The sequence below is a fragment of the Leuconostoc kimchii IMSNU 11154 genome, assembly GCF_000092505.1.
Lineage (GTDB): Bacteria > Bacillota > Bacilli > Lactobacillales > Lactobacillaceae > Leuconostoc > Leuconostoc kimchii.
Window position 1 is genome coordinate 1,990,114 of the sequence record NC_014136.1, and the last position, 12,608, is coordinate 2,002,721.

The window sequence follows — 12,608 nt, forward strand, 5'->3', positions numbered from 1 at the left end:
AACAAGCTTTTTGATAGGCTTGTTTTTTTGTGGCAGAAATAGTAATCATTAAGCAAGTTTAAGGTTGTTTACATATTAGCAGTTTTCTTCACTTGATTGTTACGCGATAAAGATACGATATTTACATGAACTTGCTATAGTGGGTTTGTTAACAAAGCTAATTAACATCGATGTTCAATGAAAGAGGGAATATAAGCGCAAATGTCTATTGAACTACAGCACATAAAAAAGACTTATGATAATGGTGAGGAAGTCTTAACCGATATTAACGCGATAATTGAGGACGGTCAATTTTATATTTTGGTTGGCGCCTCAGGATCTGGGAAAAGTACTATTCTTAACGCAGTTGCAGGATTTTTAACAATTGACTCAGGACAGGTTATCATAAATCATCAAGATGTGACGACTTTACCACCTAAGAATAGACGTTTATCAATGGTTTTTCAAAACTATGCTTTGATGCCTAATCTAACAGTTTCAGAAAATATTATTTTTGGCTTGTCGGCCCGGCATGTTAGTAAGGAAATTAAAGCACAAAAGCTACGTGAAGCATTAAGTTTAGTTCATTTAGAAGACTATCAAGATAAGCGACCGGGAAGTTTGTCAGGTGGACAAAGGCAACGTGTCTCACTTGCGAGAGCGTTGGTTTCTGAGGCTAAAATTGTTTTAATGGATGAACCGTTATCTAATCTAGATGCAAAACTGAGAGCAGAGATGAGAAAAGAGATACGGACATTACAACAACAATTAGGATTAACTGTTATATATGTGACACATGACCAAACTGAAGCCATGACAATGGGTGATCAAGTCATGTTATTGAATCAGGGCAAAATTGAACAAATCGGTGCACCACTCGAACTTTACAATCATCCCGCCAATACATTCGTTGCTGATTTTTTTGGCTCGCCAGCTATTAATTTATTAGCCGTTGAAATTGATCAGAATAGGCTCACGTTAAGCAATGGCATAACAGTACCACTTAACAGCTCGATTAAAAGTGGCTCGTACCAAATTGGCATTCGACCAGAAAATGTTATTATAACACCGACAGGACGATTTTCAGGTGAGATTACTCAAATTGAACCTTTGGGCGATGGAACAAACATTGCGATTGACATGAAGTTGCCCGACTTAATAAGAATAAAATTGAATGAACAAACAACACACCAACTTGGTGATTCGGTAGCATTTGATTTATTAAACGCGAAAGCTATGATTTTTAATTCTGATGGTCAACTCATAGATATTGGAAAAGAATCATTGATGGTGGGGTAAATGATGATTAGTCAGACACGCCATCAAACACAACGAGGTCAACCGAAGACCAAGGTCACAAAACCAAGATATAGGCAAAATACATTAGGTTTTCTACTACTACTACCGTCTATTTTAGTTCTCAGCGTGTTTGTATTTTATCCAATGGTTAAAACATTTTGGCTCAGTACAGAACTAACAGATTTGGCAGGCCATCCGATTAAGTTTATTGGGTTAAGGAATTTTCGCAATTTGATGTTATCGGATAGTTTCATGACATCGTTTACTGTGACGGTCATTTTCGTTGTCTTAACAACATTTTTGACAATTATAATATCTTATGTATTAGCGATGTTTGCTAGTCAACGCATCCGCGGTATCGCTATTTTCAGAACCATATTTTCGTCAACTATGGGCGTTTCGGTCACAGTAGCTTCAATTTTATGGTTGTTTATATTTAATCCGCAAATTGGCTTGTTGAGTAAATTATTATCCTTGTTACATTTACCACCAATCAACTGGTTGTCTGATCCAATTTGGTCATTAGTAGCCATTATTGGTACGACTGTTTGGATGAATATTGGTTTTGCTTTCTTAGTGTTGCTAGGCGCTATCCAAGCAATTCCAGAAGATTTGTATCGCGTTGCAGATTTGGATGGTGCCTCTAAATGGTTACGGTTGCGTAAAATCACGTTGCCTGGTACAAAACCAACGACATTTTTTGTGACAGTGGTTACCCTGATTAATGCGTTTCAAACATTTGGACAGGTAGATATTTTAACAGCAGGTGGACCAGATTATCATACTAATTTATTAGTTTATGCGATTTATCAAGATGCTTTTGTTAATCACAGCGTGGGTCGGGCTAGTGCACAATCAGTTATTTTGACGCTGATTATTATGTTATGTACGGTGATTCAATTTCGAGTTAATAAGAGAAGGGCGGATAAAAATGCAAAGTAACGCCATTCAAAAAGCCATACGGTTTACTGGATTGATAGTTATAGCCATTGTTCTGATGCTACCATTGCTATTGGGATTATCCTTAAGCTTGTCATCCAGCGCGTCCATTTCTCAAGGTAGGTTAATTCCCAACCATCTAGTATTCAGTAATTACGTTCAGGTATTTACAACGACGCCGATGTTGAAGTATTTGGCGCACAGCCTTGTTGTTTCAGGGTTAGTCATGATTGGTCAGGTCATATTGTCAATTATGGCAGCATTTGCTTTTGTATTTTTAAATTTTCGGTTTAAAAAAACGATCTTCGTGCTATTCCTCAGTACTATGATGTTACCTTTTGAAGCACAAATTATTCCGAATTTTGTCACCATGCGCGATTTGAATTTACTAAATACCTATGCTTCTATTGGGTTACCATTTCTAGCATCAGCATTTGGTACTTTTATGATCAAAACTAGTTTTGAACAAGTGCCACTGGAATTAAAGCAGCTAAGCGATGTTGAAGGACTAACCCAATTTCAATTCGCGACGCGTGTCGTTATCCCCTATACCAAAGTCAATATTATCACGTTTGCTTTGTACAGTTTTTTAACAAATTGGAATATGTACCTGTGGCCTTTGATTGCAACGACAAATGACAAAGTGCGTACGGTACAAATTGGTTTACGTCAACTTCGGTCACAAGATACGGCTAGTAATTGGGGATTAATCATGGCTGTAACCATTATTTCAGTCATCCCGACCTTATTAATTATATTGTTAGGTCAAAAATATTTTAAAAAAGGCCTGACTAATGGCGTGATTAAATAAATTTTTGATAGGTTATCTCGTAGTTTAGAAAATAAGTCAAATTAAAAAGGACAAATCTAATCATGTTACAAAAAATAGCAAAGTATGCCGCCTTGACAACAATCGGACTATCTGCCATTGTGCCATTGACACAGATCCATGCAGACACGACTAGTCGTCAGAATGTTGTCTTTTGGCATTCTATGACTGGTCAGAATGCAACAGCTATTAACCGCGTTGTCGATGACTTTAATGCTTCTCAGACTAAGTATAAAGTTATTCCGGAATTTCAAGGACAGTATGTTGAAGCATTGCCTAAATTTCTTTCAGTTGGCGGTACCAAGAAGGCACCCGATTTGTTTCAATCGAACGAAATATCAACGAAACAATTATCAACGTCAGGTATGATCGAACCAATGCAAACACTCATTAAAAAATATCATTACAATACTAAAAATTTACGAAAAAACATTTTGAATTACTACACGATTGATGGCAAACTTTACTCTATGCCTTTCAACTCAAGTGCACCAGTGTTGTATTATAATAAAGACGCCTTCAAAAATGCTGGTATTGATAACTTACCGCAAAGACCGACATATGATCAGGTAACTGAAGCAGCCAAAAAATTAAAGGAAAAATCAGGCAAGGCAAGGTTGTCAATTTTACCTTATGGTTGGACTTTTGAGGAATTGTTGGCCAATCAGAAACAAACTTTAGTGAATCATGGTAATGGGCGCACTAAAACTGCTACAAAAGCAACTTTTAACAATAAAGCTGGCAAGAACATCTTAAATTGGATTAAAACAAATGCTGATGCAGGGACGCTCGTTGATTATGGTACTGGTGCTAACGCTGGTGATACTGAATTATCAGCATTTACATCAAATCAAATTGACATGTTTATTAATTCCTCTGCATCACTGGGTAATATTAAAAAAGATGCAAAGTTCAATGTTGGTGTAACCTACTTGCCAAATCCTAAGGGTGTGAAAGCAAACGGGGTTGTTATTGGTGGTGCAAGTATTTGGTTGTCAAAAGGTAAGTCAACCAAATCCCAGAAAGGGGCTTTTGAATTTTTGAAATTTGCAACATCGGTCAAAGAGCAAGCACAATGGTCAATCGATACTGGATATTTTGCTGTGAATAATAAATCTTATGATACAAAGGCATTAACTGATGCCTTTAAGGAAACCCCAATTTTGGCGGCACCTGTGTCACAGTTAAAAGCAACGACAATTAATAAAGCAAGTGCAGGCGCTTTAATTACTGCGATGCCAAAGGAACGTATTAACACGCAAAACGCTATGGAAAACGTTATTAATGGTAAAGACGTCGACTCAGAACTCGCTAAAGCTGAAAAACAAACCACTGCAGATATTAAAGCAGCAAATGAACAATCAGGTGAGTAATAGATAAAAAATAGTGTTACAAAAAACCAATGATTGGTTGATAATAATCATTGGTCTTTTGTTTTATTTGATCGGTTTTTTTATCATAAAAATCTGAAAATAGCATGCATGATTGACTTTACAAGTGATATATTTACGTCCAAAAATCCCCTGTATATCATTCAGTCGATTATGGTATAATGTATATATGACATACGAATTAGATAGAAATCAGCATTCAGTTTTTTCACTCCATTACCATCTTGTGATGGTTGTGAGACAACGTCGTGGAGTAATTGATCATACTGTTTCAGTCCGACTACAAGAAATTTTTGAGCATATTAGCCCTAATTATGCCATATCATTGCAAAATTGGCATAGTGATATTGATTACGTTTATGTGTATTTCAAAGCCGAACCTAAAACAGAATTGAGTAAATTTATCAACGCCTACAAATCAGCAAGTTCACGATTAATAAAAAAGGAATTCGTACATATGAAAGAAAGCCTCTTTGAAGAAACATTTTGGTCACATTCATATGCACTGATGTCTTCTGGCACACTATCCGATGAGACTATCCAAAATTACGTTGCTACGCAAAGGCACTAAGTTAACTAATCGACTTGTTTAGGGCGCCCTATAGGATTTCTATGTCATATCTATATTCGAATAACTAGTTAATAGCTAACTAGTAGGTTACTTAAAATAATTATACGCTGGGAAAACGTGTAATATCCAAATGATAGGTTTGGTTGGTAAGCTTCCCATAATAGCACATTTCAAGGAGGATTTTAAATGAAGGCATACCGCAAGGGTATTGAGGAAACGATTTCATCACACGCGGTGGATAGTCAAAAAGGACTAGACGCGAAGCAAGTCAATTATAACAGAGAAAAATTTGGTAATAATAGTTTTGAAACAAAGAAAAAAGAACCAATTTGGCGGAAAATATTAATCAGTTTAAATGACGTTGCAACAATTATACTGTTAATTGCAGCGGTCATCTCCATTGTCTCAACTTACATAGAAGGTACTGGGCACTACTTTGAAAGTTTGCTAATTGTTGGTATTGTGATTATTAATTCCATTTTAGCGATTGTCCAGGAAGGTAAAGCTGAAAATTCGTTAGCGGCTTTGCAAAATTTAAATCGTACACAAGTTAAAGTGATGCGTGACGGAGAAACAGCATTAATCGATGCTGACGACGTTGTATTAGGCGATCTACTCATTATTGAAAACGGCAGTGCTATAGCAGCAGACGCACGTTTAATTGAAGCGATTGAATTGCAAGCTGAGGAATCAGCGTTAACTGGCGAAAGCTTGCCAGTTGAAAAAGATGCACATGCCACGTTTGAACCTGAGGCACAGGTTAATTTAGGGGAACGTGTCACCATGGTTTATCGTGGTACCACGATTGTTAATGGTCATGGTAAAGCAGTTGTTACTGCCGTTGGTATGGCAACTGAAATGGGGACGATTGCTGGGCTATTGAGCAAAGAATCTAAAACAGTCTTGACCCCACTGCAGCGGCGATTAGTACAACTTGGAAAAAATATTTCATGGATTGCCATTGCCGCAGCAATTGTTGTCATGGGTCTTGGGATCTCACAGGGAATGGATTTGAAGCATATTTTCTTAACCGCAGTTTCCTTAGCGGTGGCTGTGGTACCTGAAACATTGCCTGTTATTGTGACTATGACACTGGCTTTGGGTGTACAAAAGATGGCACGTAAGCATGCCATTGTACGTCGATTACCGGCTGTAGAAACATTGGGTACAACTAATGTTATCGCCTCAGATAAAACAGGTACTTTGACACAAAATCGTATGACAGTTCGTAAGGTTTGGCATAATGAGAAAAATCATCTTAGTTTAATTGCCGATGGGTTAGACGATATGGCTCAAGACGTCTTGTCTTTAGCTACGATTTCAACTAATGTATCTGTCAAAACAGTTGATGGGGAACAAGTATATGATGGCCTCCCAACAGAAGTTGCGTTGGTTCGTGCGATGGCGGCTAAGAAGTCACGCGATGACTTGCTAAACATGTATCCATTAATTGATCAAATTCCTTTTAATTCCACAAAGAAGCGAATGACGACAGTTCATAGAAATCCTAGTGGTGGCTATATTGCGATTACAAAAGGGGCATTTGATGTCTTATTGCCGATGATTCAACATGGTGATAAAGATAAAGCGACGGCCATTAATACAACTTTTGGACGTGAAGCATTACGTGTATTGACTATTGCTCAGCGAACATTTACTGATATGCCGGAAAATCCAACTCAGGCCTTTTATGAGCAAGATATGACTTTGGTGGGATTAGTTGGCATTATTGATCCACCACGTGTTGAATCTGCACCTGCTGTTGAAAAAGCACGACTGGCAGGCGTCAAGACGATCATGATCACAGGGGATCATGTAGAAACGGCTAGTGCCATAGCGCGTGAAATTAATATTTTACAAGATGGTGATCAGACCATTACTGGTTCTGAGCTAGCCAAGTTATCTGATGAAGCACTCGATCAGAATATTCAAAATTATTCAGTCTACGCGCGTGTTACACCCACAGATAAAATTAGAATTATCAAATCATGGCAACGACAAGACGCGACGATTGCTATGACCGGTGATGGTGTTAATGATGCACCAGCGCTGAAAGCCGCTGATGTTGGTATTTCAATGGGAGAAACTGGAACCGATGTTGCCCGTGATGCTTCAGATATTATCTTAACAGATGATAATTTTGCAACAATTGTTGATGCGATATCTGAAGGCCGTGGTGTCTATATTAAAGTCCGTAAGACCATTAACTTTTTATTAAGTGCTAACATATCAGAAATTTTGGTTATCTTAATTGCGATGATTTTGGGATGGGGTTCACCATTGTTGCCGGTACATCTTCTATTTATTAATTTAGTTTCTGATGGTTTGCCGGGATTTGCTTTGAGTCGTGAACCGTTACTAACTAATGTGATGAATGAACCACCAATGGCAAAAAACACGAGCTTATTTGCACATGGGCTTGCTCGCCAAATTGCGATAAACGCCAGTTTGTTTGGCATTGTAACGTTAGCTGCTATTTGGATTGGTCAAAACGTTACTCTGGGCGGTCTGACTGCTAATGCGAATGTTAGCCAAACAATGGCTTTCGTTGTATTATCACTCACATCTATATTTCATGTATTCAATATACGTTCTAACAAGTCATTATTTACTGTTAAATACAGTGCCAACCCATCGTTGGTTAATATGGCCCTCTTAGCCACACTGATTACTTTGGCTGTAGCTTTGATACCACTAACACAATCGTTATTTGGACTAACATTTATTTCACTTGGACATTGGGCAATTATTATTGGGCTATCTCTTGTGCCAACAATTGTCATCGAATTTTTGAAAATGATACAACCAAATTTATTTAAAGTATAAATAAACACCTTGTCATTAAGACAAGGTGTTTTTATGATCAATCGATTCATTTTCTGCAATCGATAATAACGAGACGTCATTATCCGATTTTAAAGTGATAAAATGAGAACCGTGTTCAATCTAAATTATAGGTGTGATACATCCTTAGTGGTATACTTTGACTGAAGCAGTGTGTTTGTTTTATCAGTTTCTCGTAATATATGTTAGGAGGCGCAACACATGCACTTAAATGATAATGAAATCCAGCGAGATATTTATAACCTAATTCTGAATCCTAGTACGAGAGAATGGGAAAGAGAGTCGCTATTAAAGGTCAAAGATCGGCGTGCAGATGTTAATTTCAGTACACAACTTGATGACATTAAGTCTGATTTACGCCCTTTAGCTCTTCGGCATAACCTAACGCCAGATGTTATGGATTTTTATTTAAAAATTAGTGGTGAACCCCAACCCGATTCTTCTGATAAGGTAAGATTGCATGATGAAGCAGATCCACCTCATCAAGAGCGTGCTATTTTTGCCGGCGGCTGTTTCTGGTGTATGGTATCGCCGTTTGATAAAAGGCCAGGTATAACAGCAGTTATCTCTGGATATACTGGTGGCGAATTTGATAATCCAAACTATGATCAGGTTGTTGGACAATACACTGGACATGTAGAGGCAGTTGAAATATTGTTTGATAAGCGCCTGATAACTTATCAAGAACTTGTAGATATTTATTGGCAGTTGATTGACCCAACAGATAATATGGGTCAAATTGATGATCGGGGTGAAAGCTATCGTCCTGTTATCTTTGTCAATAACGATGAGCAGCGACAGATAGCAGAACAGTCAAGACAAGCAGTCATTGACTCAGAGATTTATTCAAAGCCGATTGTTGTGGAAATCTCTGATGTCACACGATTTTGGCCTGCAGAAAATTTTCATCAAGATTTTTATAAGAAAAATACAAGTCGTTATCGTAAAATAGAACGTACGCGACGTTTGTACTTGTCCCTACAACATTCAAAAAATATGATGCGCAAACTATTTAAAAAAGTGAAAGGATAATTGAGATATAACAGATTATTAATTGAAAGATGAGTGCACACATATTCAATTTGGAAAATGTGTATGGGATTAAAAATTGCTAACCACAAGTGTTAGATAAATTGTTATAATACATTGTAGCTTAAGTAGGGGGCTAAAGTGATCTATAAAAATAGACTGGAAGCAATACAGTCTTATAAAACGAGTGTTACATTTTAAGGGAGAATGAGAGAAATAATGATTAAGAAACACAAGCTGTACAAGTCAGGTAAATTATTAGTTACTGGTATAGTTCTAACTGCAGGTATTATGGTTGCTACTGGTGCAACAACTGTACATGCAGATACGATTACCAACGCTAAAAATACAGCAATTATTGATAAGGGCACTACAAACTCTGATGTGCTGGTTACAGATTCATCAGCGCCAAAAGGTACCACAACTCAAGAGAGTTTAATAGCTGATAATGATTCAAATGTATCAGAATCAAAAGCGACTGATCAAGTGAGTACAATGCCTGATCAAACGTTGAGTGTGCCAACCAATCAGGCAAATACAACACCTGATAATGTCAGTTCAAGCGCGCCGGCTAATCAAGTAACCACGTCAATTGATCAAAATTCAGGCGTGTCAGTTAATCAGGCAACTACAGCAACTGATAATAAGTCTTCAAATGTTTCAGTTGATCAAACGAATACAACAAGTGATCGCTCTGTGAATACGCCAACTAATCAGGTGGCTCCAGCGGCTGCTAAGGATTCAAATGTGATAACTAAAAAAGGGTGGGTTAATGAGAATGGTGTCAAACGATACTATGTTAATAATCAACTCGTTGTTGGCCAAAAAAAGATTGATAATTATTGGTATAATTTCGATAAGCAAGGTAACTATTCAGTTGGTTTAACTAATCTGTCAACGAAAACTGTGTTGTATGATAATCAAGGGCACATGAATTATGGGTACCACTGGTTTAACAGAGGGCTGATGTATTTTGATACCATTGATGGTCACGCAGTCACTGGTAAACGCTATTATGGTAACAACAAACTTGAATATTATGGGTCTGACTTTAAACAGGTGCGCAATAATTACGTCCGTACAAATGCTAAGACGATTTATTTCTTTGGTGCTAATGGTGATGCCGTAACAGGACAACGTTATTATGATAATCATAAAATGGAATTTTACGGTAATGATCACAATCAAATTCGAAATAATTATGTCCGTACAAACGCTAGCACGATTTATTTCTTTGGTGCCAATGGCGATGCTGTAAAGGGCGAACGTTACTATGCTAACTCAAAAATGGAATTTTATGGTAACGATTATAACCAAGTCAGAAATAATTACGTTCGTACGGGCAATACCTTTTATTTTATGGGTCAATATGGCGATGCTATCAAAGGTTTCAGAACTTACGGTAAGCGTTCGAATCAAGTTGAATATTATGGTACGAACTTTAAGCAATTACGTAATATGTCGATTACGGTTAATAGTCGTAAATATTCTTTTGGTAGCAATGGCGATTTAATTGTTGCTAATAAGCCAACTTATTTTTCACAATTGGATAGTCGTTGGTCTAGTCATAAATTTAATGACTATACAATGGGACAAGCTGGTTGTGTGCCAACGAGTATCGCCATGGTATTAAATGGGTCTTATGGCATGGCAGTCAATCCTGATAATGTCAGAAATGTTATGAATAAGATTAGTATTTCGTCATTTGGTGCCACTGGGCGTGATTTAGTTAATACCGTTAAATATTACGGACGTCAAGTTGAGCAACTAAGTACAGCAACTAGAACAACACAATTGTTACAACAAGGTGTTCCAGTGATATTTTATGTTAATGTTGGTGGTGGTATGACACATGCTATTACTACATTTGGATATAGTAATGGCGCCACACAAGTATATGATCCATTCAATAGAGAATACTATAACGGTTGGTATAATATTAATTATATTTCAAGCAAATTAAGTCAAGATAGCGCTGATTGGAACGCTGGGAGACCAGTATTTGGTATTATGTAAAAATATTTGTTGGTTATAAGTATGCAATGATTATTTGACGTTTTTTTATTCATTAAATAGCAAAAAAAAGATGATTAATTACAAAAATTGATCATCTTTTTTGCTATTTAATTGTGGATTCCAGTTAAAAAAGTTGAATGACTTGTGATTGGAACAGTAGGAATAGGTTTGTTTGATTAAATATTTAACTTTCGATAATATATATTATGTTAACTAAAATTGCTATTGAATTTGTCAACCCCTAAAGTAACAAATAATCTAAAAAAATTGATTTTATTTTCGCTAATCCGTTGTCGCTGTTGTGATAGCGGATTTGTTTACAATCTGATTACAAAGACTGTTTTTGTGCTATTTGTGGTTTTGCGTTTCTAAATTTCAACTACCATAATTTATTTTTGATGTTTAATGTTGGTCGCATATTTAGTTTTTGCATTGTCATTTTGACTTTTTTAAGCTAATCAAGCACTTAATTCGTGTTTATCTGGTTATTATTATACGCAAAAATGCAGCCCAAAGCTATTGACTTTGAACTGTCTTATCAATTAGCGATTTTTAGCATCTCTTGATGATTAAGCTGCCATGATTCGCTTAGTAAAGACTTTTTCAGGTGTTTTGAACCTGAGCACATTTCTAGGACGCTCATTGATGTCCTGAATGGCGTTTTGAAGCTTACGTTGGGTAATCTTAGTAAAGTCATAACCAGCAGGAAATACACGCCTTAATTCACGATTCATGCGTTCGTTTGTACCTCGTTGACCTGGTGATTGTGGATCAGCGTAATATAACTTTTTGCCGTACGTATCTTCAATGCTGTAAATAAATAAACTACTGGTGAATTCTGTGCCACGATCACATGTGATACTGTCACAAACATTTTCAAACCTTGACATAAAGGTATCAATGGCTGTTTTGACATCATCTGAACTCTTACTTTTAGCTTTGACACCAACCATAAAACGTGTTTTTCGTTCCACAAATGTGATCACGAAAGATTGGGAATCTTGAGGACTCATCACCCCATCAATTTCCCAATGACCAAATGTTGAACGATTATTGATGACTTCTGGACGGTTGTGAATTGAACGCGTTTCAATCATCATCCGTTTATGTTCTGGATTAACTGGTTTGGCTCTTAGATGCCTGCGTCTTTTGCCTTTAAGCGGTAAATCATTTAATGTTGCACTCAGGTTGCGATTAAGAATCCAGTTATAGATTGTTCGTGTGCATACACCAATTCGTGGCACACCATGTGCAATTTGTTCTGGCGACCAATGTTTCTTTTTGAGATAGTAATCTATCTTTTCGCGTTTTCTAGGTGTGATTTTAGGCTGTGAACGATGCGACTTTGATTGATAATACTCAGCACGTCTAGTGGCTTGCACAGGTTCGTAGGTATGGCGCAATATTTTCTTTTTGCCATGCCAAGTCATGACACGGGCATTACGCTGCAATTCGTGTGTAATGGTAGCTCGAGGGCGGTTTAGCTTTCGAGCAATTTCAGCATTGGTTTTACCCGCGTCAATCATATTTTTGATGGTAACGCGCTCTGTAAAATTAAGGCGACCATATTTGGAATTTGAGTTTTTCTTAGTCATGTGGTAATTATTCCTTCTCTCAATAACACTATAAAATTGACATTCGGTCAATAGTTAAAATGTTAAGAAAAACAAAAGTGAACAACTGCGCAAACGGTGTTATAGCAAGGTTTTTA

The 12,608-nt window shown here is 37.0% G+C and carries 9 protein-coding genes; 8 read left to right on the forward strand and 1 reads right to left on the reverse strand.

Annotated features, from left to right (window positions below; all coding sequences use genetic code 11):
• Positions 1 to 201: 201 nt before the first annotated feature.
• From LKI_RS10540 to LKI_RS10575, 8 genes are all read left to right on the forward strand, one after another.
• Positions 202 to 1,278, forward strand: coding sequence for an ABC transporter ATP-binding protein (locus LKI_RS10540; protein ID WP_013104147.1), 1,077 nt, complete (start codon positions 202 to 204; stop codon positions 1,276 to 1,278).
• The gene (locus LKI_RS10545; RefSeq protein WP_013104148.1) at positions 1,279 to 2,220 is read left to right on the forward strand and encodes a carbohydrate ABC transporter permease; all 942 of its coding nucleotides are present in this window, start codon (positions 1,279 to 1,281) and stop codon (positions 2,218 to 2,220) included.
• Positions 2,210 to 3,028, forward strand: coding sequence for a carbohydrate ABC transporter permease (locus tag LKI_RS10550; RefSeq protein WP_013104149.1), 819 nt, complete (start codon positions 2,210 to 2,212; stop codon positions 3,026 to 3,028). Before LKI_RS10545 ends, LKI_RS10550 begins: the two co-directional genes overlap by 11 nt.
• Before the next feature lie 62 nt (positions 3,029 to 3,090).
• Positions 3,091 to 4,419: an ABC transporter substrate-binding protein gene (locus LKI_RS10555; protein ID WP_013104150.1), complete on the forward strand. Its 1,329-nt coding sequence runs from the start codon at positions 3,091 to 3,093 to the stop codon at positions 4,417 to 4,419.
• 187 nt (positions 4,420 to 4,606) lie between these two features.
• On the forward strand, positions 4,607 to 5,008 hold the full coding sequence (gene tnpA, locus LKI_RS10560) for an IS200/IS605 family transposase (protein ID WP_013104152.1): 402 nt from the start codon (positions 4,607 to 4,609) through the stop codon (positions 5,006 to 5,008).
• 186 nt (positions 5,009 to 5,194) lie between these two features.
• Complete coding sequence (locus LKI_RS10565; RefSeq protein WP_013104153.1) at positions 5,195 to 7,834, forward strand: cation-translocating P-type ATPase; 2,640 nt, start codon at positions 5,195 to 5,197, stop codon at positions 7,832 to 7,834.
• Positions 7,835 to 8,053: 219 nt separating this feature from the next.
• The gene (msrA, locus tag LKI_RS10570) at positions 8,054 to 8,884 is read left to right on the forward strand and encodes a peptide-methionine (S)-S-oxide reductase MsrA (protein ID WP_013104154.1); all 831 of its coding nucleotides are present in this window, start codon (positions 8,054 to 8,056) and stop codon (positions 8,882 to 8,884) included.
• A gap of 216 nt (positions 8,885 to 9,100) precedes the next feature.
• Positions 9,101 to 10,897, forward strand: a complete 1,797-nt coding sequence (locus LKI_RS10575) for a papain-like cysteine protease family protein (protein WP_013104155.1) — start codon at positions 9,101 to 9,103, stop codon at positions 10,895 to 10,897.
• 569 nt (positions 10,898 to 11,466) lie between these two features.
• Here the strand turns inward: LKI_RS10575 and LKI_RS10580 are convergent.
• Positions 11,467 to 12,492 (reverse strand): IS30 family transposase, encoded by a 1,026-nt coding sequence (locus tag LKI_RS10580; protein WP_013104156.1) that lies wholly within the window; start codon positions 12,490 to 12,492, stop codon positions 11,467 to 11,469.
• Between the last annotated feature and the right edge of the window lie 116 nt (positions 12,493 to 12,608).

Coding starts and splice junctions, on each gene's coding strand:
- LKI_RS10540 (WP_013104147.1), top strand. CDS start 202: ATGTCTATTGAACTACAGCACATAAAAAAGACTTATGATAATGGTGAG.
- LKI_RS10545 (WP_013104148.1), top strand. CDS start 1,279: ATGATGATTAGTCAGACACGCCATCAAACACAACGAGGTCAACCGAAG.
- LKI_RS10550 (WP_013104149.1), top strand. CDS start 2,210: ATGCAAAGTAACGCCATTCAAAAAGCCATACGGTTTACTGGATTGATA.
- LKI_RS10555 (WP_013104150.1), top strand. CDS start 3,091: ATGTTACAAAAAATAGCAAAGTATGCCGCCTTGACAACAATCGGACTA.
- tnpA (WP_013104152.1), top strand. CDS start 4,607: ATGACATACGAATTAGATAGAAATCAGCATTCAGTTTTTTCACTCCAT.
- LKI_RS10565 (WP_013104153.1), top strand. CDS start 5,195: ATGAAGGCATACCGCAAGGGTATTGAGGAAACGATTTCATCACACGCG.
- msrA (WP_013104154.1), top strand. CDS start 8,054: ATGCACTTAAATGATAATGAAATCCAGCGAGATATTTATAACCTAATT.
- LKI_RS10575 (WP_013104155.1), top strand. CDS start 9,101: ATGATTAAGAAACACAAGCTGTACAAGTCAGGTAAATTATTAGTTACT.
- LKI_RS10580 (WP_013104156.1), bottom strand. CDS start 12,492: ATGACTAAGAAAAACTCAAATTCCAAATATGGTCGCCTTAATTTTACA.